General features: G+C 63.1%; 20 protein-coding genes. 5 read left to right on the top strand and 15 right to left on the bottom strand.

From position 1 onward, the window contains the following. The first annotated feature begins 111 nt into the window (after positions 1–111). The 4 genes from ACIPZ5_RS11770 (at position 112) to trxC (ending at position 7,299) form a co-directional block, all read left to right on the top strand. Positions 112–1,854 carry a potassium/proton antiporter gene (locus tag ACIPZ5_RS11770; RefSeq protein WP_400808769.1) on the top strand — a complete coding sequence of 581 codons (1,743 nt, stop codon included), beginning with the start codon at positions 112–114 and terminating at the stop codon, positions 1,852–1,854. A gap of 35 nt (positions 1,855–1,889) precedes the next feature. Further along, positions 1,890–5,225, top strand: a complete 3,336-nt coding sequence (mscK, locus tag ACIPZ5_RS11765) for a mechanosensitive channel MscK (RefSeq protein ID WP_261942336.1) — start codon at positions 1,890–1,892, stop codon at positions 5,223–5,225. Between the two features lie 162 nt (positions 5,226–5,387). Continuing rightward, positions 5,388–6,848 (top strand): protein adenylyltransferase SelO, encoded by a 1,461-nt coding sequence (gene selO, locus ACIPZ5_RS11760; protein WP_400808767.1) that lies wholly within the window; start codon positions 5,388–5,390, stop codon positions 6,846–6,848. A gap of 16 nt (positions 6,849–6,864) precedes the next feature. Further along, positions 6,865–7,299: a thioredoxin TrxC gene (trxC, locus tag ACIPZ5_RS11755; RefSeq protein ID WP_343597649.1), complete on the top strand. Its 435-nt coding sequence runs from the start codon at positions 6,865–6,867 to the stop codon at positions 7,297–7,299. Between the two features lie 262 nt (positions 7,300–7,561). Here trxC and ACIPZ5_RS11750 read toward each other — a convergent pair whose 3' ends face one another. Together ACIPZ5_RS11750 and ACIPZ5_RS11745 are read right to left on the bottom strand one after the other, a co-directional pair. Continuing rightward, positions 7,562–8,335: a ParA family protein gene (locus tag ACIPZ5_RS11750; protein WP_103446053.1), complete on the bottom strand. Its 774-nt coding sequence runs from the start codon at positions 8,333–8,335 to the stop codon at positions 7,562–7,564. Positions 8,336–8,431: 96 nt separating this feature from the next. Further along, the gene (locus ACIPZ5_RS11745) at positions 8,432–9,331 is read right to left on the bottom strand and encodes a LysR substrate-binding domain-containing protein (protein ID WP_343597646.1); all 900 of its coding nucleotides are present in this window, start codon (positions 9,329–9,331) and stop codon (positions 8,432–8,434) included. 164 nt (positions 9,332–9,495) lie between these two features. Here ACIPZ5_RS11745 and ACIPZ5_RS11740 point away from each other — a divergent pair, with 164 nt between their 5' ends. Further along, positions 9,496–10,683, top strand: a complete 1,188-nt coding sequence (locus tag ACIPZ5_RS11740; RefSeq protein WP_400809043.1) for an MFS transporter — start codon at positions 9,496–9,498, stop codon at positions 10,681–10,683. Between the two features lie 35 nt (positions 10,684–10,718). Here ACIPZ5_RS11740 and ACIPZ5_RS11735 read toward each other — a convergent pair whose 3' ends face one another. The 13 genes from ACIPZ5_RS11735 to ACIPZ5_RS11675 form a co-directional block, all read right to left on the bottom strand. Further along, on the bottom strand, positions 10,719–11,654 hold the full coding sequence (locus ACIPZ5_RS11735; RefSeq protein ID WP_400808763.1) for a hypothetical protein: 936 nt from the start codon (positions 11,652–11,654) through the stop codon (positions 10,719–10,721). A gap of 135 nt (positions 11,655–11,789) precedes the next feature. Further along, positions 11,790–12,137, bottom strand: a complete 348-nt coding sequence (locus tag ACIPZ5_RS11730) for a YgiW/YdeI family stress tolerance OB fold protein (RefSeq protein WP_400808760.1) — start codon at positions 12,135–12,137, stop codon at positions 11,790–11,792. 69 nt (positions 12,138–12,206) lie between these two features. Continuing rightward, positions 12,207–12,677, bottom strand: a complete 471-nt coding sequence (gene gspM / locus ACIPZ5_RS11725; protein ID WP_400808758.1) for a type II secretion system protein GspM — start codon at positions 12,675–12,677, stop codon at positions 12,207–12,209. Next, positions 12,674–13,786, bottom strand: a complete 1,113-nt coding sequence (gene gspL / locus ACIPZ5_RS11720; protein WP_400808755.1) for a type II secretion system protein GspL — start codon at positions 13,784–13,786, stop codon at positions 12,674–12,676. The genes gspM and gspL overlap by 4 nt, the downstream gene beginning before the upstream one ends. Then, positions 13,783–14,631 carry a type II secretion system protein GspK gene (locus ACIPZ5_RS11715; RefSeq protein WP_343597636.1) on the bottom strand — a complete coding sequence of 283 codons (849 nt, stop codon included), beginning with the start codon at positions 14,629–14,631 and terminating at the stop codon, positions 13,783–13,785. Before ACIPZ5_RS11715 ends, gspL begins: the two co-directional genes overlap by 4 nt. 2 nt (positions 14,632–14,633) lie before the next feature. After that, a complete protein-coding gene (gene gspJ / locus ACIPZ5_RS11710) occupies positions 14,634–15,227 on the bottom strand; it encodes a type II secretion system minor pseudopilin GspJ (protein WP_400808753.1) in 594 nt (197 codons plus the stop codon). Further along, a complete protein-coding gene (gene gspI, locus ACIPZ5_RS11705) occupies positions 15,214–15,588 on the bottom strand; it encodes a type II secretion system minor pseudopilin GspI (RefSeq protein ID WP_343597632.1) in 375 nt (124 codons plus the stop codon). The genes gspJ and gspI overlap by 14 nt, the downstream gene beginning before the upstream one ends. After that, the gene (locus ACIPZ5_RS11700) at positions 15,569–16,018 is read right to left on the bottom strand and encodes a prepilin-type N-terminal cleavage/methylation domain-containing protein (protein ID WP_400808750.1); all 450 of its coding nucleotides are present in this window, start codon (positions 16,016–16,018) and stop codon (positions 15,569–15,571) included. Before ACIPZ5_RS11700 ends, gspI begins: the two co-directional genes overlap by 20 nt. After that, positions 16,015–16,461: a type II secretion system major pseudopilin GspG gene (gspG, locus tag ACIPZ5_RS11695; RefSeq protein WP_343597628.1), complete on the bottom strand. Its 447-nt coding sequence runs from the start codon at positions 16,459–16,461 to the stop codon at positions 16,015–16,017. The genes ACIPZ5_RS11700 and gspG overlap by 4 nt, the downstream gene beginning before the upstream one ends. A 2-nt stretch (positions 16,462–16,463) precedes the next feature. After that, positions 16,464–17,666 (bottom strand): type II secretion system inner membrane protein GspF, encoded by a 1,203-nt coding sequence (gene gspF, locus ACIPZ5_RS11690; RefSeq protein WP_343597626.1) that lies wholly within the window; start codon positions 17,664–17,666, stop codon positions 16,464–16,466. A 5-nt stretch (positions 17,667–17,671) separates the two neighbouring features. Further along, on the bottom strand, positions 17,672–19,135 hold the full coding sequence (gene gspE, locus ACIPZ5_RS11685; protein WP_343597624.1) for a type II secretion system ATPase GspE: 1,464 nt from the start codon (positions 19,133–19,135) through the stop codon (positions 17,672–17,674). Beyond that, a complete protein-coding gene (gspD, locus tag ACIPZ5_RS11680; protein ID WP_400808746.1) occupies positions 19,132–20,970 on the bottom strand; it encodes a type II secretion system secretin GspD in 1,839 nt (612 codons plus the stop codon). Before gspD ends, gspE begins: the two co-directional genes overlap by 4 nt. Beyond that, positions 20,967–21,362 carry a type II secretion system protein N gene (locus tag ACIPZ5_RS11675; protein ID WP_400808744.1) on the bottom strand — a complete coding sequence of 132 codons (396 nt, stop codon included), beginning with the start codon at positions 21,360–21,362 and terminating at the stop codon, positions 20,967–20,969. Before ACIPZ5_RS11675 ends, gspD begins: the two co-directional genes overlap by 4 nt. Between the last annotated feature and the right edge of the window lie 91 nt (positions 21,363–21,453).

The following is a 21,453-nucleotide window of genomic DNA, read 5'->3' as shown; positions in this document are numbered from 1 at the left end:
TTTACATCTGCAGAAACGCTTTACAGCCTGCCAATTCATCAGGTTAGAATCGATTGGCACGCGACTTGCGAGTCAAGTCATTTTCCCCGCGCCACCCCGGAGTACCTGCCTTTGGATGCCAGCACCATCAACAGCCTGTTTCTGATCGGCGCATTGCTGGTGGGCGCAAGTATCCTGGTCAGCTCACTGTCGTCGCGCCTGGGCATCCCTATTCTGGTCATCATCCTCGCCGTCGGCATGGTCGCTGGCGTCGATGGTGGCGGCATCATCTTCAACAACTACCCGACCGCCTACCTTGTGGGCAACCTGGCACTGGCCGTGATCCTGCTCGACGGTGGCCTGCGCACGCGGGTGGCGAGTTTCCGCGTGGCACTGTGGCCAGCGCTGTCGCTGGCCACGATCGGCGTGATGATCACCACCGCGCTCACCGGCATGGTGGCCGCCTGGCTGTTCAACCTCAGCCTGATCCAGGGCTTGCTGATTGGCGCCATCGTCGGCTCCACCGACGCTGCGGCAGTGTTTTCGTTGCTCGGCGGCAAAGGCCTGAACGAGCGGGTTACCGCCACCCTGGAAATCGAATCGGGCAGCAACGACCCGATGGCCGTGTTCCTCACCGTTACCCTGATCGACATGATCGCCAGCGGCCAGACCGGCCTGCACTGGAGCCTGCTGACCCACCTGATACGCGAATTCGGTATCGGCAGCCTGCTCGGCCTGGGCGGCGGCTGGCTGATGCTGCAGCTGGTCAACCGCATCAACCTGGCTGGCGGTTTGTACCCGATTCTGGTGGTGGCCGGTGGCCTGGTGGTGTTCTCGCTGACCAACGCCCTGCACGGCAGCGGCTTCCTCGCCGTGTACCTGTGCGGCCTGGTGCTGGGCAACAAGCCGATCCGCAGCCGCCACGGCATCCTGCATATGCTCGACGGCATGGCCTGGCTGGCACAGATCGGCATGTTCCTGGTGCTGGGGCTGCTGGTCACGCCCCACGACCTGCTGCCGATCGCCTTGCCGGCACTGGGCCTGGCACTGTGGATGATCCTGATGGCGCGGCCGCTGTCGGTGGTAGCCGCGCTGCTGCCGTTCAAGGCCTTCCATGGCCGCGAAAAGGGCTTCATCTCCTGGGTCGGCCTGCGTGGCGCGGTACCGATCATTCTGGCGGTGTTCCCGCTGATGGCCGGCCTGCCGGACGCCCAGCTGTTCTTCAACCTGGCGTTCTTCATCGTGCTGGTATCGCTGTTGGTGCAGGGCACCAGCCTGCCGTGGATGGCCAAGCTGCTGAAGGTCACCGTACCACCAGACCCTGCGCCGATTTCCCGCTCCGCGCTGGAAGTGCACATCACCAGCGAGTGGGAGCTGTTCGTCTACCGCCTGGGTGCGGAAAAATGGTGCATCGGCGCCGCCCTGCGCGAACTGAAAATGCCCGAAGGCACGCGTATCGCCGCACTGTTCCGCGGCGAGCAACTGCTGCACCCGTCCGGCAGTACCGTACTGGAAGTGGGCGACATGCTCTGTGTGATCGGCCACGAACATAACCTGCCGGCCCTGGGCAAGCTGTTCAGCCAGGCGCCACAACGTGGCCTGGACCTGCGCTTCTTCGGCGACTTCGTGCTCGAAGGCGATGCCGAGCTGGGCGCGGTGGCCGCCCTTTATGGCCTCAAGCTGGACGGCCTGGACGCGAAAATGCCGCTGGCGCAGTTCATCCGACAAAAGGTCGGAGGCGCTCCAGTAGTAGGTGACCAGGTCGAATGGCATGGCACGATCTGGACCGTGGCGACCATGGACGGGAACAAGATCCAGAAAGTCGGCGTCAGATTCCCCGAAGGAACGCGACCCGGACCAGGATTGTTCCTCTAAACTTCGTATCTGCCGGATCCACAAGTAGTCTGCCTATGTCCCTGCGCGTGTACCTTCGCACAGCCCTGCTCGGGCTGTGCCTGTCCCTCTCGTTCGCCGTATGCGCGGCCGAGCTCCCCACCACGACCAGCATCCAGAGCAGCCTGAACAAGATTTCCCAGCCCAAGGGTGGCGAGGCCGACCCCAAGGCTGCGCAACAGACACCGGAGCAGAAGGCCCAGCAACAAGTGCTGGAACAGACCCTGGCGCTGCTGCTCAGCAAGGAAGACAGCGAAAAGAAGCTTGAGGCACTCAAGCAGCAATTGGCTGGCGCGCCGAAGGAAACCGCCGACAGCCAGCGCGAGCTGATCAAGCTCAAGGCCAGCAAGCCACTGCCGGTAGCCCAGCGCTACGCCAACCTGAACGTGCCACAGCTGGAACAGATGCTCAGCGAGCGCAGCACTCAGCAAGGCGAACTGCAAAAGGCGCTGTCGGATGCCAACAGCCTGATCATCAACTCGCAGACCCGTCCGGAGCGCGCTCAGGCAGAAATCAGCAACAACCAGACGCGCACCCAGCAGATCAACTCCAGCCTCAAGAGCGGCAAGGAGAACGGCAAGCCACTCAACAGCGACCAACGCAACAAGCTCAACGCCGAGCTGGCGTCGCTCAATGCCCTGACCTTGCTGCGCCGCCAGGAACTGGCCGGCAACGGCCTGCTGCAGGACCTGGGTAATGCCCGCCACGACTTGTTGATCGAGCGCGCCACACGGATGGAGCAGGAAATCCAGGACCTGCAATCGCTGATCAACGAAAAGCGCCTGGCCCAGTCGCAACAGACGGTCACCCAGCAATCGATCGAAGCGCAGAAAGCCGGCGGCAGCACCCTGCTGGCCAACGAGAGCGCTGCCAACCTGAAACTGTCCGACTACCTGCTCAAGAGCACCGACCGCCTCAACGAGCTGACCCAGCAGAACCTGCGCAGCAAGCAGCAGCTCGACAGCCTGACCCAGGCCGACCAGGCCCTGGACGAACAGATCAGCGTACTCAAAGGCAGCCTGCTGCTGTCCAAGATCCTCTACAAGCAGAAACAGGCCCTGCCGCACCTGAAAGTCGACCGCGACCTGGCAGACCAGATCGCCGATATCCGTCTTTACCAGTTCGAAGTGAACCAGCAGCGCGAGCAGATGAGCAGCCCGGCCGCGTACGTCGACAACCTGCTGGTCGGCCAGCCGCAGGAGCAGGTTACCCCGCAGCTGCGCAAGGCCTTGCTGGAGGTGATGATTACCCGCGCCGACCTGCTCGAACGGCTCAGCCGCGAGCTGTCGGCACTGCTCAACGAATCGATCACCTTGCAGCTCAACCAGAAGCAGCTGCTTGGCACCGCCCAGGGCTTGCGCACCACGCTCGAAGAGCAGATGTTCTGGATCCCCAGCAACAAGCCACTGGACTGGGAATGGCTGAGCCTGGTGCCGGCACGCTTCACCGATCAGGTAGCCAACCTGCCCTGGGGCTCGGGCCTCAAGGAGCTGGCCGATGGGCTGGGCCAGCGACCGCTGCTGTTCCTGCCCTTGCTGCTGGTGATCGGCGCCCTGCTGTGGCGGCGCAAATACCTGCACCAGCGGCTCGGCAAGGTGCATCAGGATATTGGCCATTTCCGCCGTGACAGCCAGTGGCACACGCCCCAGGCCATCCTGATCAATATCCTGCTCGCCATGCCGGTCAGCCTGGGCCTTGCGCTGTGCAGCTATGCGCTGCAGATCGACGCCCGCGGTCAGAACGCCAACCTGGGCGCCGCCTTGTGGCAGTTGGCCCAGGCCTGGCTGGTGTTCTACACCGCCTATCGCATCCTCGCCCCCGGTGGCGTGGCAGAAATCCACTTCCGCTGGCACAAGCCGCAGGTCGAGTTCCTGCGTGGCTGGGTACGCCGCCTGGGCACCGTGGTGCTGGCCCTGGTCGGGGTGGTGGCGGTGGCCGAACACCAACCCTCGGCGCTGGCCGAAGATGTGCTGGGCATCGCCATCGTGCTGACTTGCTACGCACTGATGGCCTGGCTGCTCAGCCGCCTGCTGCTGAGCAGCCCGGCGCACCGCGACACCTCGCTGTTCCGCAAGGCCGTCGGGGTGGCCTTCACCGCCCTGCCGATCGCGCTGTTCGTGGCGGTCTGCTTTGGCTACTACTACACCGCGCTGAAACTGACCGACCGGCTGATCTACACCCTCTACCTGCTGCTGTTCTGGCTGGTGATCGAGGCTGCCTTCGTCCGTGGTCTGTCGGTGGCGGCACGGCGCCTGGCCTACCAGCGCGCACTGAGCAAACGCCAGGCGGCCAAGGAAGGGCTGGACGGCGAAGTCATCACCGAAGAGCCGACCCTGGACATCGAACAGGTCAACCAGCAGTCGCTGCGCCTGATCCGCCTGGCCCTGCTCGGCGGCTTCATCGCCGGCCTGTACTGGGTGTGGTCGGACCTGATCTCGGTGTTCGCCTACCTCAACAATTTCACCCTGTACGAGTACACCAGCGGCACCGGCGCCACCGCCAGCATGGTGCCGATCAGCCTGGGCGACTTCCTCGGTGCGCTGGTCATCATCGGCATCACCTTCGCGCTCGCACGCAACTTGCCTGGCCTGCTCGAAGTCCTGGTGCTGTCGCGGCTCAACCTGGCCCAGGGCAGTGCGTACGCCACCACCACCTTGCTGTCCTATGTCATCGTCGGCGTCGGCATCGTCAGCACCCTGTCGACCCTCGGGGTGAGCTGGGACAAGCTGCAATGGCTGGTGGCGGCGCTATCGGTGGGCCTGGGCTTCGGCATGCAGGAGATCTTCGCCAACTTCATCTCCGGCATCATGATCCTGTTCGAGCGCCCGGTGCGGATCGGCGACACCATCACCATCGGCAACCTGTCCGGCACGGTGAGCAAGATCCGCATCCGCGCCACCACCATCACCGATTTCGACCGCAAGGACATCATCGTCCCCAACAAGACCTTCATCACCGGCCAGCTGATCAACTGGTCGCTGACCGACACGGTCACCCGGGTGACGCTGAAACTGGGCATCGACTACGGGTCGGACCTGGATCTGGTGCGCGAGCTGCTGCTCAAGGGTGCCCACGAGAACCCGCGGGTGCTCAAGGACCCAGAGCCGATCGTGTACTTCCTCAACTTCGGCGAGAGCTCGCTGGACCACGAGCTGCGCATGCACGTGCGTGACCTCGGTGACCGCAACCCGACGCTGGACGAGATCAACCGCTACATCAACCGCGAGTTCAAGGCCCACGACATCAAGATCTCGGTGCGCCAGGTGGAGGTGTTCCTGATGGACCAGAAAGGCGGCAAGCAGCAGTTGATCCCGATGGAACAACCTAAACCGGATGGCACTGCACCGGCCTGAGTGGGCTCGAATACTTTATTCTGTGCAAATCCCCTGCGAGGGCTTCGCCCTCGTTCGCGGGCAAGCCCGCTCCCACAGAGACCGCACATTACCTTTGGGAGCGGGCTTGCCCGCGAAGGGCCGCAAAGCGGCCCCGATGTCCCGACTTCAGGAGCCGGCCCCGTGAAAGCCCTCGACCAACTCACCTTCGACAACCGCTTCGCCCGCCTGGGCGATGCGTTCTCCACCCAGGTCCTGCCCGAGCCGATTGCCGAGCCGCGCCTGGTGGTGGCGAGCGAGTCGGCCATGGCCCTGCTCGACCTCGACCCGGCCCAGGCCGACTTGCCAGTGTTCGCCGAGCTGTTCAGCGGCCACAAGCTCTGGGAAGAGGCGGATCCGCGGGCAATGGTGTATTCCGGCCACCAGTTCGGCTCCTACAACCCGCGCCTGGGCGATGGCCGCGGCCTGCTGCTGGCCGAAGTGCTGAATGACCAAGGCGAGCACTGGGACCTGCACCTCAAAGGTGCCGGCCAGACGCCATATTCGCGCATGGGCGACGGCCGCGCCGTGCTGCGCTCGTCGATCCGTGAATTCCTCGCCTCCGAAGCCCTGCACGCCCTCGGCATCCCCAGCAGCCGGGCACTGTGCGTGATCGGCTCGAGCACCCCAGTATGGCGCGAAACCCGCGAGAGCGCGGCAATGCTCACCCGCCTGGCGCAGAGCCATGTTCGGTTCGGGCATTTCGAATACTTCTACTACACCAAGCAGCCAGAACAGCAGCGGGTGCTGATCGACCACGTGCTGGAGCAGCACTACCCCGAATGCCGCGATGCCGAGCAGCCTTATCTGGCCATGTTCCGCACCATCGTCGAGCGCAATGCCGAGCTGATCGCCCGCTGGCAGGCCTATGGCTTCTGCCACGGCGTGATGAACACCGACAACATGTCGATCCTCGGCATCACCTTCGATTTCGGCCCTTATGCCTTCCTCGACGACTTCGACGCCAACTTCATCTGCAACCACTCCGACGACCGTGGCCGCTACAGCTACGCCAACCAGGTGCCGATCGCCCACTGGAACCTCAGCGCGCTGGCCCAGGCCCTGACCACGGTGATCGAGGTCGAAGCCCTCAAGCAAGCGCTGGGCCTGTTCCTGCCGCTGTATCAGGCGCACTACCTTGACCTGATGCGTCGGCGCCTGGGCCTGACTACTGCAGAAGACGACGACATGGCGCTGGTCGAGCGCCTGCTGCAGCGTATGCAGAGCGGTGGCGTGGACTACAGCCTGTTCTTCCGCAAGCTGGGTGACCAGCCCGTCGCCGAGGCGCTGAAGGTGGTGCGCGACGACTTCATCGACCTCGCCGGCTTCGATGCCTGGGGGGCGGATTACCTGGCCCGTTGCCAGCGCGAGCAGGGTAATGCCGAAGGCCGTCGTGAACGGATGCATGCGGTGAACCCGCTGTACGTGCTGCGCAACTACCTGGCACAGAAGGCCATCGAAGCGGCCGAAGCGGGGGACTACAGTGAAGTGCGTCGTCTGCACCAGGTGCTGAGCAAGCCGTTCGAGGAGCAAGCCGGGATGCAGGCCTATGCCGAGCGCCCACCGGAGTGGGGCAAGCATCTGGAAATCAGCTGTTCTTCGTAATGATCAAGGAGTTCACATGTCCGACCCACTGGTAATCCCCTGCCCGCATTGCAACGGCCTCAACCGCCTGCCGGCGGCGCGCCTGGCTGACGCCCCGAAATGCGGCCGCTGCAAGCAGGACGTGCTGCTGAGCACCCCCTTCGAACTCAGCGAAGCCAACTATGCCAGCCAGATCAAGGGCGACCTGCCCCTGCTGATCGACGTCTGGGCCGACTGGTGCGGCCCGTGCAAATCCTTCGCCCCGACCTTCGAACAGGCCGCGCGCCAGCTCAGCGGCCGCTGCCGCCTGGCCAAGCTCGACAGCGAGGCCAACCGCAACCTCGCCGGGCAACTGGGCATCCGCTCGATCCCCAGCCTGATCCTGTTCAAGAACGGCCGCGAGATCAGCCGCCAGGCCGGGGCGTTTCCACTCCAGTCGTTGCTGGAGTGGGTGCGCAGCCAGGGGGTCTGAAGCGCATGCCTTGAGCTGTTTGGTGCCTATCAGATCGAGCGCCGCCCGCGCGGCGCATCGCGGATAAATCCGCTCCTACATTTGTTGCAACGTGGCCATGTCTGTAAGGCCATGGTTGTCAGCCGGTTTGCACGACTCAAGACATGCACCAAGGCTGGCAACCATGGCGTTACAGGTTCGGCACGTTGCAACAAATGTAGGAGCGGATTTATCCGCGATGCGCCGCGCGGGCGGCGCTCGGTCTCATAGGCGCTGAAGATCTTCAGGCGTTCTCTTCGAGCAGCGAGTGCAGCTCGACAAACTGCTGGGTCAGCTTGTGCCGCGGCTCCAGGTGAATCAGCGGCAGGCTGGCATGGTGTGACTCGCGCATCTTCACCGAGCTGCCCAGGTACACCGGGAGCACCGGCAGCCCTTCGGCCAGCAGCTCGTCGAGCATCTGCTGGGGCAGGCTGGCGCGGGACTGGAACTGGTTGACCACGATACCTTCGACCACCAGGTCTTCATTGTGGTCGTCCTTGAGCTCTTCGATTTCAGCCAGCAGGCCATACAGCGCCTGGCGCGAGAAACTGTCGCAGTCAAAGGGGATAAGTACGCGATCAGCGGCGATCAATGCGGAAACCGCATAGAAGTTGAGGGCCGGCGGCGTGTCGATGTAGATCCGCTCGTAGTCCTCGTCCAGCTCGTCGAGCAACTTACGCAGCTTGTTGATCTTGTGCTTGGCTTCCAGCTTGGGCTGAAGGTCGGCCAACTCCGCCGTGGCAGTGACCACATGCAGGTTGTCGAACGGGGTTTCGTAGATATCGACCTTGTTCTTCTTGCTGAACGGTCCACTGGACAGGCTCTGCTTGAAGAAGTCGGCGATGCCCATGGGGATGTCGTCGCCGGTCAGGCCGGTCAGGTACTGGGTCGAGTTGGCCTGGGCATCCAGGTCGATCAGCAAGGTCCGATAACCTTCGCTGGCGCTCACAGCCGCCAGGTTGCAAGCGATGCTCGACTTGCCCACGCCACCTTTCTGATTGAACACCACGCGCCGCATGATTGACCTCCGTGTATCAACGAATGCCCGAGTATGTGGCTGCGCAGCGGCAATGGCCAGTGCCATTTGCCCATTCACCCGCGCAGGTTGCAAACATCAACCCTGGCCCGCCATTAGCCCCGTGAGCAACTCGGCAAACGCCCGGGCCATCGCCGAACCGCCACGCTCGCGCTGCACCAGCCATACCGCCGACATCGCCCCTTCATCCAGCAAAGTTCGGTACACCACGCCTTCGATACGCATGCGCTGGAACGATGCTGGTAGCACCGAGACCCCAAGCCCCGCCGACACCAGGCCGATGATGGTCATCGCCTCGCCCGCTTCCTGAGCAAAATGCGGGTTGAAACCCGCCTGGCGAGCAAGGCTCAGCAACTGCGCATGCAGCCCGCTGCCATAGCTGCGCGGGAAGAACACGAACGGCTCATGTGCCAGGGCGGCCATGTGCACGCCATGCTCCGTGCCTTCGGCCAACGGGTGCGAGGCATTGATCACCGCCACCAGCGGCTCGCGGAACAGCTCAGTGGCCACAAGGCCCTCCGGCAGCGGCATTGGCCGCATCAGCCCGACCTCGATGGACTCGTCGAACACCGCTTCGGCGACGTCGCGACTGCTCATTTCCTTGAGGTTCAGGTGCACTGCCGGGAAGCGCTGGCGAAAGGCATGGATGGCCTTGGGAATCTTCGACGTAAACGGCGCCGACGAAGTGAAGCCGATCTTCATCTCGCCCAGCTCACCCAACTGCGCACGGCGCGCGACATCGGCCGCCTTCTCCACCTGCGCCAGCACCTGCCGCGCCTCTTCAAGGAACAGTCGGCCAGCCTCACTCAGCTCGACCCGACGGTTGGTTCGTTCGAACAGGCGAGCGCCCAGTTCCTGTTCCAGTGCCTGGATCTGCTGGCTCAGTGGCGGTTGGGAGATACCCAGTTGCTGGGCCGCGCGGCCGAAGTGCAGCTCTTCGGCGACGGCGATGAAATAACGCAAATGACGCAGCTCCATGATCGACTCCAATTAGGTCGCGAAACGTCTCAAATAGGTCGAACAATATATTGGATCTAATCGTTAGCCAGCTATATGCTTTTTTCATTGCGCCAGAGGTACCGCCCGTGAAAACTGCTGTAGCCCCCCTTCCTGCCGACCCAGAACCTGCCCCCCTGAACGAAATGTGGATCGAGAAAGGCACCCCAGCCTTCATGAAGACCGTGCTGGCACTGTTCAGCGGCGGCTTCGCCACGTTCGCCCTGCTGTACTGCGTGCAGCCAATGATGCCGTTGCTGTCGAAGGAGTTTTCCATCAACGCGGCGCAAAGCAGCCTGGTGCTCTCGGTATCGACCGCGATGTTGGCGTTCGGCCTGCTGATCACCGGCCCGATCTCCGACCGTATCGGCCGCAAGCCGGTCATGGTCTTTGCCCTGGTCTGCGCCGCCCTGTCGACCCTGGCCAGCGCGGTGATGCCGAGTTGGGAACTGGTACTGGCCACCCGTGCCCTGGTGGGCCTTTCGCTGAGTGGCCTGGCAGCGGTGGCGATGACCTACCTGAGCGAAGAGATCCACCCGCAGCACATCGGCCTGGCCATGGGCCTGTACATTGGCGGCAATGCCATCGGCGGCATGAGCGGGCGGCTGATCACCGGTGTGCTGATCGACTTCGTCAGCTGGCACACGGCGATGCTGACCATCGGTGGCCTGGCGCTGGTGGCGGCGCTGGTGTTCTGGAAAGTGCTGCCCGAGTCGCGCAACTTCCGCCCACAGTTGATGAACCCACGCAGCCTGCTGGATGGTTTCGTCATGCACTTCAAGGATGCCGGGCTGCCGTGGCTGTTCCTCGAGGCGTTCCTGCTGATGGGTGCCTTCGTCACCCTGTTCAACTACATCGGCTACCGCCTGCTGGCCGAGCCTTACCACATGAACCAGGCGCTGGTCGGTTTGTTGTCGGTGGTGTACCTGTCAGGCATCTACAGCTCGGCGCAAGTTGGCGCACTGGCTGACAAGCTGGGCCGGCGCAAGGTGTTCTGGGCCAGTATCGTGGTCATGGCAGGCGGCTTGCTGGTGACCCTGGCCAACCCGCTGGCACTGGTGATCGTTGGCATGCTGGTGTTCACCTTCGGCTTCTTCGGCGCGCATTCGGTGGCCAGCAGCTGGATCGGCCGCCGGGCGCTGAAGGCCAAAGGGCAGGCTTCATCACTGTACCTGTTCAGTTATTACGCGGGGTCGAGCGTGGCCGGTACTGCGGGCGGGGTGTTCTGGCACCAGTGGGGCTGGAATGGCATCGGGTTGTTCATTGGCGCCTTGCTGGCGGTAGCATTGCTGGTGGCGTTGCACCTAAGCAAGCTGCCCGCCAAGCAGGCCTGACATGAGAGGCCGCTACGCAGCTGGCCTGCCATGGGTCAGTGTTCGATCCAGGCCTCGCGCCAGGCTTTGCCGATACCCGGCTCATACTGGTCGTCACTCTGCGAATAGGTCCTGCACCATCCCTCATGCGGAAAAGGCCGACATTCGAAGACTGCCCCTGTCTTGGGCTGAAGGACCCGTGTGCCTGCCTTGTAGCTGGCAAGGCCGACAGGGAACAAATGGTCGTAATTTTCACCAGCGCCTGGCACCAGATCGATAACGAAACGCTGCGTGGCAATAACCCAAATGGAAGGATGAATGCCTTCCAGCTTAAGCGTATGGCTTCCAACCTCACTTGGCGCCACGAGCTCCAGGATATGCGTAGCCGTATCGATCCATTGCGAAGTTGAGCCTACCTCGTCTCCAGACTCATTGATTAGGGATGCCGAGACGAACATGGGTCGATCGGTGGTGACCGGAAAATGCATGCTGACCTTGCCTTGGTAGATGCCATGGAAGGGCGCGATGGCGCCAGGCTTCATGGCTCTGTCGGGCGCATTGACCACGATGAGCTCAATGTCATTGACCACACTCTCAGGGCCGGCATAGACAAGATTGCTTCCTATGACAGGCTCGATTTCACCCTTCTCGCTTACCTGCCCGGCACGGATTTGCGACGTGGCATTGACCACGTTGAGGCGTTGCGCGAGCTTGCGCGCCCAGATTGCGCCATTGCCCTCGCTGGCCGTACTGATCTCGATAGTCGCAGAGTGCTCTTCACGAACAGTGCGGTTGGTCAGCGCTACGGCACGGACCAGGTCACCTGGCTGCAAGTCCGATTGAGGCTCGATGGCGCCAATCACCTCCCAGCCAGGCATGGGTTGTTCCGCCTTAACGCTGGGTACCTGAAGTAAAATTCCCAGGCAAGCCAGTTGCAGGAGCAAAGGTTTGGCAGGCCAGAAATCCCGGCGCCGCTGAATGGATAACATCATGAGTACCCTCTGAATACTGTTTGTCGAAAAACGAACGGTATTTATCCGAGAGGGTGGGCGTCAGTAGGACAAAGCCTGCTGTGGAGAAGGGCAGGCATCCGTCAAGGTGTAGGCAGCCGCAGTCTTGGCTTCACTTCAGTTCATGATCTCGACGATGTCCACATCCACTTCACGGCTCATCAGGTGCTTTTCTACTTCTCCGGTCAGCTTGACCTTGGTCTTGTCGTTGAACGGTGTCGGCGGAAGGTCTTCGTCGTCGATCTCGACGGTGATGGTGCCGGTGTTGTCCTTGAATTCGTACCTATCGTCGTTATTGATCTTCTTTGTCACAAAGCCCTGCAGCACTACGGGTGTGTCATCGGCAGCCTCATTGGCAGCAGCGACTGTAGTGACCGACTGGGCACCAGGGCCGGTATAGCCTGCGGCCAGGGCAGCGGTGCTGAACAGTGGAGCGAGGATAAGAGCGAGGTAACGGGTTTTCATGCTTGAGGTCCTGTACGGGTTTCGATGAGCACAGGTTAGCGACAGCGGCTGAAGCCAAGCTTAATGCAGTCACCCATCATCGAGTGCCAAGCCGATACTCGCCTGTAGCTGATCATCGATCGCCTGCAAACGTATTTCGCTCAGTTGGGCACCATCTTGCTCCAGCGCTTCGATCCACCGCATCAGGGCTTGCGGCCGCCCTTGCACGGTCATTGCTACCTGCTGATCGTTGCTTTGCAGGTCGACAATCTGCAGGTTGCCAGCCTGTGCCCGCTCGCTCAGACGCGCGACACTCAGGGCCGGACCGGGCTTTTGCTCCGCGGCCCAGGTGCCCGAAAGTTGCAGCAAGCGCTGAGAGAGCACCCGCTCCTGGTACAGTTGCGCCGCGGCCTGATCCACCCGCTGCTTACCCGGCAGCCAGAGCCCCTGCCAAACCACTACCAGCGCAAAGCCCCAGCAAGCACTCTTGAGCGCCATCCGACGTGCTGGCGGGATACGCCGCCACTGCTGACCCAAGCGGTCACTGACGCCTGCCATCATTCCATCACCTCCCATAGCAAGGTCGCGCTGACCCGCTGCGCATCTTGCTGCGCCTGGCCGACCTGCACACCAGGCAGGCGTTCACGCAAGCGCTCCAGGTCATCGAATCCCTGGGCGACCACCTCCACCCGCCACCCCTGGTTGGCCATCCGCTCAGCACGCTCGATCCGCAGGCCACCGCTCTCCACCAGCGCCTCGCCCAGCAACGCCAGACGTTGCATCGTCGTGATCGGCAACGGGCGCTGCGCCAGATCGCTGACCTGGCGCGCCAGGTCGGCCTGTGGCGGGTGCCCTGGGGCCCAACGCTGGAAGGCGTGCAGGTTGGCTTGCTGTACTTGCAAGGCTTGCCGCTGGAGCCACCCCACGCGCCAATTGTCAGCCAGGCACACCAACAGTCCGGCCAACAGGCATCCGGCAAGCAGCCCCTGCCAAGGCACGCGCCTGGCGCGAACCGGCAGAAAGGCCCCCTGACGTAGGTCGATCGCCCGTTCCCGGCCCTCCCATAACAAGGCGAACGCATCTGTGACCGGCTGGCATGTCACGCCTCCTGCACCTCGCCCAGGTTCAGCCAACCATTTCATCTCGGGCACTGCAGTGGCCAACGCCGATGCGGCCGCAGCGCTGGCCGCCAGGCGCTGGTGCTGCTTCCCGCCGAGCAACCAACGCCCTTCAAGCCACAAAGCCATGGGGCCCCCGGATGAAAGCAGGTCAGCATCGACGTGCACAGCCCGTGGATGAATGCCTTGCCCACTGATACAAGTCAGCAGCTGTACAAGGCACGCGTGCTCGGCCGCCAGGCATGGACGCGACAATGTCTCGTCGGCCGCGCCGAAGGCCAGATGCAGTGTCTCCAAGGGCGAGGCGAGCTGGTCTTCCACTGCAAAGGACAGCGTATCTCGGCCAACTCGGCGACCGGGTACCGGGCCTGTCTCGCAATACGCGAACAGCTCCATCGGCAGCAGTAAAATCACCCGCTGCCCGCCCAGTGCCGCCAAGTCATCCAGCCGCGACCGATACATCGTGCCATCGGGCTGGCGGACCAGCACAGGCCAACTGGCGTGCGGCCTCCCCAGCCCCTCGGGTACCAGATAGATTGCATGATCACTCATTCAGCACCTGCTTGTCGGACTGTGGAAAACGCGCGTCTCAGCACCGTGGGTCGTTGCGTGGCAAAGTTCATCTCCACCTCGCTGTACAGGTACATGCGCCGTGCATCGAGGTCGACCTGCAAGGTCACGCCGAACCACCGGCTGCCCACCGCCAAGCCGCGTCCCGTGGCGACCTGGCCATCGAGCAATGGCGCGGCGAGAAAAGCCTGCACGCTGGCATAGCCGTCCTCGGGGCGCGACTCGACCAGGCGTTGGGCGATGGCCGGCGTCACATTTTCCAGTGCACCTAGCACTTGCGCATCTGCGGTATTGACATTCAATCCAGCCTCCGCCGGCAGCACCGTCACCCAGGGCGTGAGGCGATCCAGCAGTTCGGTATTCGCACCTGGAAGGTCGCGCAACTGGCTGATGTCGAAGAAGGGCTGCCCGTGCAGCGCCTCCAGGTTCGGAGGCGCCACGCCAAGCGCGCGGCACAAGCGCAGCCAGCGTTCAAGCAGCACAGGGTCGGGCTTACGGTTGCGGGTAAGCGCACCGAGGTTGAAGCGCCCCGCCAGATCCTCGATGCGCATTTCCAGTCGAACTTCGTCCAGCATGAACGTTTGCGCTTGGGCCCAGGGTTGTTCGCCATGGATGACCCGCGTGTCCTTGGGCAATCGCTCGCGCATGAGCACCAACGCCCGTTGCTCTGCGGCCAGCAGCAATTGCAGGCCTCGCGAGGCTTCGGTCTGGTTGGAAACACTGGCGATCAGCAACTGGTGGCTGCGTAACATGCTGGCGCTCAACATCACCACCAACGCCATGATCAGCAGGACGGTGACCAGCGCAAGCCCCTGTTGCCGCTTCATGTTCATCGTTGCGTATCCACCAGTGGCAGTACACGGCGAACCTGCTGTACCTGTTCCGTGGACAGCGTGATCTCGATTGCGGCGGGCGGTACGTCCGCAGCCGCGCTCCCCGGCCATTCGGTCTGCCACCCCCGCCCCGGCACAAACACCCGCCAACTTAGGGCGGTAACACCCTCGAGCAAACGTTGCGCACGCCCCTCTCCGCTCCCAAACGTGTTACGTTGGCGCCACAATACGCCGTTCTGGAACCAGTACTGGGTCAGTCGCACGTCGCTGCGAGCCTTACGGTGGCTGTCCTGCCCGTTGCTCGAAAGCCAGCTCAGCCGATGCCCCCGCAACGCCATGGCATAGTTGTGTTTCTTGAGCGTCGAAGGAAATACCCCCTGCAGGGCATCTCGCTGCAACATGCCCATTGCCCTGGCCAGGCTGCGGAGCTCTTTGGCCTGGGCCTGCCGGGCCACATCCGTACGCACCAGCGCATCGAAGAGTCGCGAGGCACCCGCTGCCAGCACGGCGAAGATCGCCACGGCCAGCAGCAACTCGACCAGTGTGAAGCCGAGTTGCCTGCGCTGACCGCGCGGCTCAGTGCATTTCATGCGCAAACTCCAACCAGCCATTGGCCTGGTGCAGTACTTGGCCATCTGCCGCGAGCGCGACCCGGACTTCCACCCGCAGAACACCCAGCTCACGTCGACGGCGCTCTTCCAGGTGCCAGCGCTGTTGGGCGAGGTCGATAGTGAGCGTGCGCTGGCCAGGCCCCGGCGTGGGCACCAGCCTCATTTCAGTCAAATGATTGTCCGCCACCCAGCTGGCATACAGCCGGTCACGCAACTGCTGCGACTGCTGCAGCACATGCTGCATGGCCAGGCTTGCAGCAGCCGCCATGACGGCGAAGATCGCCAGCGCTACCATCACCTCCAGCAAGGTGAAGCCCCGCTCAGCAGCCAAGTTGCGCATTCAGACCATCACTGACCACACAGGCCAAAGGTTGGCTGGCCTGGCTGAAAAACAAGGTGAATGGCGCATGTTCTTCATCACCTGCCAGCACCAGCTGCGCTGGGCCGCCCAAGGCCTGTGCGTCATCCACATGCAGGCGCAGTTGCAGTTCACTCGACTGCAGGTTGCCACCCGCTTGCCAGCCCTGCTTGGTCAGCCGAGACAGTTGATAATCGTGCTCGTTGACCCAGATGCCCAAGGTCTGCCCTTGCAACACGGCCTGCTCACGGACATGCTCGAAAAACTGCAGGAACAGCTTCGCCTCCTCCACCGCCTTGCGTTGCGGATTACCAGTCGGCGCGAGCCCGGCCATACCGAGTACCACCCCAAGCACTGCCAGCACCAACAGCAGCTCCAACAAAGTGAAGCCGCGACTGAGACGGGCCTTCATGGGGCCCAATTGCCAATGTCGGCGTCCAACCCTTCGCCTCCCGGCTGACCGTCGGCACCGAAGGAATAAAGGTCAAAGCCCTGCTTCGAACGTGTTCCGGGGCTCAGGTACTGGTAGTTCGCGCCCCACGGGTCGACGGGCATGCTCTTGAGGTAGCCCTGGGCATTCCACAGCCGTGGCAACGGTGCTTGCGTCGGGCGCGTCACCAGTGCTTCCAGCCCCTGCGCGCTGGTGGGGTAGCGGCCGTTGTCGAGCCGGTAAATCTCCAACGCGGTGGCAATCGATTGCAGGTCGGTACGCACTGCCGTGGCTTTCGCGTGGTCCGGGCGGCTCATCACGTTTGGCAGTACCAATCCGCCCAGCACGCCCAGGATGATGACCACCACCATTATTTCGATAAGGGTGAAACCACGTTGGCGACGATGAAAGAGGCGAGAGGACATGTTCAGGTGACCAGTTGGTTGAGGTTGAGGATCGGCAGCAGAATCGCCAGCACGATAAAAAGCACGATTGCACCCATGACCAGCAGCATCAGCGGCTCGCACAGGCTGACCAGCAAGGAGATGCGCGAAGCGAGGTGCTTTTCCTGCAGATCAGCGGCGCGTTCGAGCATGGCATCGAGCTCGCCGGCCCGTTCGCCGCTGGCAATCATGTGCAAGGTCAACGGCGGCAGCGCCGCGCAACGTGACAGGCTGGTGGCCAGGCTGGCACCTTCGGCCAGTTCCTGGGCGGCGCTGACCAGGCGCTCGCGCAAGGCCAGATTACTGGTGACTGCCGCGCCTATATGCATGGCATCCACCAGAGCCACGCCGCTGCGCCCGAGCGTAGCCAGCGTGGCGACGAAGCGCGCGGCGTCGCTCGCGCGGATGAACGCACCCCACATCGGCAGGCGCAAAACCAGCGCATCCCAGCGCGCCCTCCTGGCAGGAAGACGCAGCGCCCAGCGGGCCGCCGAGACGCAAACCAGCAGCATCCCGATAAGGAGCAACCCGAATCGTCCGGTGAATTCGCTGAGGCCGATCAGCAAACGCGTCGCGAAAGGCAGCTGGGCCTGGTCCCGGGCAAACGCCTGGACGACGTCGGGCACTACGTATCCCAGCAGGAACCCCACTACCAACAACGACACCAGCAACAAGATCACCGGGTAGACCATCGCCAGTTGCACCTTCTGCCGCAGCGCCTGCTGGCGCTCGCCATGGTCGGCCAAGCGCTCGAACACGTCCGGCAGGTAGCCCGAGCGCTCGGCGGCAGCTACCGTGGCCCGGTACACCATCGGGAACGCCTGTGGATACTGGGCCAGGGCGTCGGCCAGGCTGTAACCCTGAGTCACCCGCTCGTTGACCGCCTGCATCAATTGGCTGACCCCACGCTCCTCGCTCTGCGCGGCGACCGCCTGCAAGGCTTCGCTCAAAGGCATGCCAGCGTGCAGCAAGGTGGCCAACTGCCGGGTGACGATCGCCAACTGGGTCGCCCCTAGCCGCCTGCCGGGCTGCCAAGCGGCGGGCCAGTGCAAGCGCACCGGCCTGATAGACACTACCCGCAAGCCGCGCTCGCGCAGCAGTTGGCGAGCCTGGCTTGCGCTGGCGGTTTCGAGCCTGCCCCGCTGTATAGCACCGCGAGAATCCTGGCACTCATACCTGAACTGCATGCCACTCACTCCTGGCCCGCAACCCGTAACAACTCTTCGACGCTGGTCTGCCCCAGACAGACGCGCTGCACGCCATGCTCGAAGAGACTTGGCGTGGAATCGCGAACCAGCTGGAGCATGTTCGCCTGCGAGGCCCGCCCATGGATCGCCTCAGCCAGCACCGGCGTCACCAGCACCAATTCATGCAGCGCCAGGCGGCCGCTGTAGCCATGCTGGCAGTGCTCGCAGCCCTGGGCGCGATAAACCTGCGCCGGCACCTCGCGCGGCTGGCCGAGCAGCCCGGCGGTGACGGCGTCCATGACGACCGGGACCTTGCAATGCGGGCACAGTCGCCGCACCAGGCGCTGGGCCATCACCCCCGACAGCGAAGATGCGAGCAAGCAGGTATCCACGCCCATGTCGGCCAAACGCGTGATGGCGCCCAGAGCACTGTTGGTGTGCAGAGTCGACAACACCAGATGCCCGGTCAGCGAAGCCTGTACGGCAATCTCGGCAGTCTCGCGATCGCGGATCTCGCCTACCATCACCACGTCCGGATCCTGGCGCAGGATCGCCCGCAGGCCCCTGGCAAAGGTCATGTCGACCTTGGCATTGACCTGGGTCTGGCCGATGCCGGGAAGGTGATATTCGATCGGGTCTTCGACAGTGAGGATGTTGCGCGTCACCTGGTTAAGCACCGACAGCGCGGTGTACAGCGTGGTGGTCTTGCCTGAGCCAGTTGGCCCGGTGACGAGGAAAATGCCGTTGGGCTTTTCCAGCAGTTGCATGAAGCCCGAGCGGGTCTGCGGTTGCATCTGCATGTGCTCCACATCCAGGCGCACCGCCTGTTTGTCCAGCAAGCGCAGCACAACCCGTTCATCATGGGCCGCTGGCAGGGTCGAGACACGCACATCCACTTCATGCCCGGCCAGACGCAAGCTGATACGGCCATCCTGGGGAATGCGCTTCTGCGCAATGTCCAGCCGTGCCATGACCTTGATCCGTGACACCAGCAACGCCGAGAGCGCACGTGGCGGCGACAGCACTTCGCGCATGACGCCATCGATGCGCATGCGCACACGCAACTGCTGCTCGAAGGTTTCCAGGTGGATGTCCGAGGCACGCGACCTTACCGCTTCGCTGAGCAGGGCATTGAGCAGGCGGATGATCGGGGCGTCATCCTGCTGGTCGAGCAGGTCACTGGTTTGTGGCAGCTCTTCGGCCAAGCGGGCAAGGTCCAGCTCCTGGTCGATGCCTTGTACCACCGCCTGCGCGGCATCCTGTGTATTGCCATAGCAACGGGACAGGCGCTCGGCGAAAGCCTCGGCATCCACGTAACACAACGGCCAGGTCGCACCGACAAGGCGGCACGCCTCCGACAACGACGCCAGGGAGGCATCTTCGCGCATCAGCAGGGTGGGCGAGACGGCGTGCTGGTCGAACAGCACGCCATGGCGCCGGGCGAAGGCAAAAGGCAGCAGCTCGCTCATTGGCGCTCACCAGCAGGGACGGATACTGGCGTATCGAACAGGCCTTGCACGTCATCCGGCAAAGAAGGCGCACCTGGCCCGCGGACATCCTGATAGGCGCGCTGCCCTGCCTCGGTCAATTGCTGCTGGCTGCGCAGGATGGTCGGGCGCAGGAACACCATCAAGTTGGTCTTCTCATCGATATCCCGCTGCCAGCGGAACAACCCGCCGATCAGAGGCAGGCTCCCGAGCAACGGCACACTGCGCTGCTCGGCGCGCACGCTGTCCTTGATCAGCCCACCGATCACGATGATTTCGCCATCGGCGGCAAGGATGGTGCTTTTGAGGGTGCGTTTGTTGGTGATGAGGTCATTCTCGAGCGTGCTTGGCGCCAGCTCCGAGCTTTCCTGCTCGACTTCCAGGCGCAGGCTGCGCCCTTCGTTGATGTAGGGCCGGATCTTCAGGCTGATGCCGATGTCCTTGCGCTCGATGGTGGTGAAGGGGTTGTCGGCGCCACTACCAGGAGTGGCATAGCTGCCGGACTTGAAAGGCACGTTCTGCCCGACCAGGATCTGCGCTTCCTGATTGTCCAGCGTCAGCAGGCTTGGCGTAGATAACAGATTGCTGTGTGTGTTGCTGGCAAGTGCGCTGACCAGTGCGGCGAAACGATCGGAACCGATCGCCAGCGCGGCGCCAGCTGGCAGAGCCTCACCACCAAGCAGCGCGGGTAGGGAAGCACCGCTGTCGGGGAAGGAGATACCGCCTTTAAGGCTGCCACGGTCGACTCCCCATTGCAGGCCAAGGGCTTCGCTGATGCTGCCACTGACTTCGACGATGGCCGCGTGAATCAGCACTTGCGCACGCGGCTGGTCGAGCTGCCGGATAATCTTCTCCAGGCCGCTCAACACTTCCGGTTCGCCCAGCAGTACCAGGGCATTCTGGTTGATATCGGCTTTTACCGCCGCTTTTTCCGGCAGGCTGTCAAAGCCTTTGCGCTCGGCGGTTGGCTTGCCATCCAGGCGCCCACCGACCTCTGCCAGCACTTCAGCCAGTTGCTCGGCATTACTGTGTTGCAGCCGCACCACCCGCCAGTTCTGCGAGGCCTGAGGCGTCGGCACGTCCAACGAACCTATCAACTGTGCAAGGCGCTGACGGGACTGGGCAGGGCCGAGCACCAGCATGCGGTTGCTGCGCGTGTCGGCCAGTATCCGTACGCCACTTTCCGCCCCCGCCGCCGCCTCCACTACCGGCAACAGCTCGCTCGCCTGGCCATGACGCAACGCGACCACTTGGTAGTCGTGGCGCTGGCCGCTGTCGAGCTGCACCACCAAACCCGCCAAACGTTCAAGATTGGCCACTGAATCAGTCACCACCAAGGCATTGGCCGAGCTGGATGGGCCGATGTAGCCATTACTCGACACCAAAGGCCGTAGCAAGCCCGCAAGGTCGGCGGCCAGGCTCCCCTGCAGGCTGAAAACGCGAGTGGTAAATGCGGCTGGAATGCCGTCAAGCTGCTGGCTGGCCCAGGCTTTGGCTTCGCTGGCTGGCAACACCAGCAAACGCTCGTCATCGATCACGGCAGCAAAGCCATGGGCATTGAGCACCGAGTAAAACAGCCGGCGAATGCCCTCGCGGTCCAGCCGCTCGCTGGATAGCACGGTAATACGCCCCTGGACACGGGGGTCGAGGATGATCGGTTGGTCAAGAATCGCACCGACCTCGCGCACCACATCACGCACGTCTGCATCGCTCATCGCCATTTGCCAGGTGGCCTGGTCCTGCGCGTGGGTGTATGCACAGACCATGTAAAAAGATGCACTGAGCGCGGCCAGCCGCAGCATTCTCCGTAAAGTCATTGAGAGTTCCGCAAAAGAAAACGTGAGGGAGGCGATGACGGTCGCAGTGAGGTTTGCGTACTGGCCGGGCGCAGCAAGGTGCCTGCAGGGGCGGCCATGGCCAGCGTTTCTTCCCTGCCATCGAACCAGAGCGTGATTGCACGCGCTTCGATACGCCTGACCACGCCACCGCCTGGCAAGCTGTCGCCAACGCGGTAAACCGCATCCTTCGCGTTGCTGGAGATCAGTGCACGCGCTTCTCCAAGGCTGGATACGAAACTGCCCTTCAGCGTGATATCAGAGCGGGTGGATGCCTTCGCATCGGCAACCTCAAAACCGAACGCCAGAGCAAGCGTACTAGCGGGCAAGGGATGTCGGGCTTCGACCGCCGCAGGTGCGGCCAGCGCTGGCAAGTCGGCTTGCCATTGCGCTCGTGCCTGGAACTCCCGCCACAGCAGTAACGCCCCCACCAACGCAGGAAGCGCCCCCCAGGCCGGCAGTTGT

The sequence above is a fragment of the Pseudomonas sp. NPDC089428 genome, from assembly GCF_044749325.1.
GTDB lineage: Bacteria > Pseudomonadota > Gammaproteobacteria > Pseudomonadales > Pseudomonadaceae > Aquipseudomonas.
Note: the sequence above shows the minus strand (reverse complement) of the source record. Positions and strands in the feature narration are given on the sequence as shown.

What these genes read in the sequence shown, in the direction of transcription:
- gspD (WP_400808746.1), bottom strand. Translation starts at nt 20,970, where the DNA reads ATGACTTTACGGAGAATGCTGCGGCTGGCCGCGCTCAGTGCATCTTTT.
- gspG (WP_343597628.1), bottom strand. Translation starts at nt 16,461, where the DNA reads ATGTCCTCTCGCCTCTTTCATCGTCGCCAACGTGGTTTCACCCTTATC.
- ACIPZ5_RS11730 (WP_400808760.1), bottom strand. Translation starts at nt 12,137, where the DNA reads ATGAAAACCCGTTACCTCGCTCTTATCCTCGCTCCACTGTTCAGCACC.
- gspI (WP_343597632.1), bottom strand. Translation starts at nt 15,588, where the DNA reads ATGCGCAACTTGGCTGCTGAGCGGGGCTTCACCTTGCTGGAGGTGATG.
- ACIPZ5_RS11740 (WP_400809043.1), top strand. Translation starts at nt 9,496, where the DNA reads ATGTGGATCGAGAAAGGCACCCCAGCCTTCATGAAGACCGTGCTGGCA.
- ACIPZ5_RS11700 (WP_400808750.1), bottom strand. Translation starts at nt 16,018, where the DNA reads ATGAAGGCCCGTCTCAGTCGCGGCTTCACTTTGTTGGAGCTGCTGTTG.
- ACIPZ5_RS11735 (WP_400808763.1), bottom strand. Translation starts at nt 11,654, where the DNA reads ATGATGTTATCCATTCAGCGGCGCCGGGATTTCTGGCCTGCCAAACCT.
- gspF (WP_343597626.1), bottom strand. Translation starts at nt 17,666, where the DNA reads ATGCAGTTCAGGTATGAGTGCCAGGATTCTCGCGGTGCTATACAGCGG.
- trxC (WP_343597649.1), top strand. Translation starts at nt 6,865, where the DNA reads ATGTCCGACCCACTGGTAATCCCCTGCCCGCATTGCAACGGCCTCAAC.
- mscK (WP_261942336.1), top strand. Translation starts at nt 1,890, where the DNA reads ATGTCCCTGCGCGTGTACCTTCGCACAGCCCTGCTCGGGCTGTGCCTG.
- gspJ (WP_400808753.1), bottom strand. Translation starts at nt 15,227, where the DNA reads ATGAAATGCACTGAGCCGCGCGGTCAGCGCAGGCAACTCGGCTTCACA.
- ACIPZ5_RS11715 (WP_343597636.1), bottom strand. Translation starts at nt 14,631, where the DNA reads ATGAAGCGGCAACAGGGGCTTGCGCTGGTCACCGTCCTGCTGATCATG.
- gspE (WP_343597624.1), bottom strand. Translation starts at nt 19,135, where the DNA reads ATGAGCGAGCTGCTGCCTTTTGCCTTCGCCCGGCGCCATGGCGTGCTG.
- ACIPZ5_RS11750 (WP_103446053.1), bottom strand. Translation starts at nt 8,335, where the DNA reads ATGCGGCGCGTGGTGTTCAATCAGAAAGGTGGCGTGGGCAAGTCGAGC.
- gspM (WP_400808758.1), bottom strand. Translation starts at nt 12,677, where the DNA reads ATGATGGCAGGCGTCAGTGACCGCTTGGGTCAGCAGTGGCGGCGTATC.
- gspL (WP_400808755.1), bottom strand. Translation starts at nt 13,786, where the DNA reads ATGAGTGATCATGCAATCTATCTGGTACCCGAGGGGCTGGGGAGGCCG.
- ACIPZ5_RS11745 (WP_343597646.1), bottom strand. Translation starts at nt 9,331, where the DNA reads ATGGAGCTGCGTCATTTGCGTTATTTCATCGCCGTCGCCGAAGAGCTG.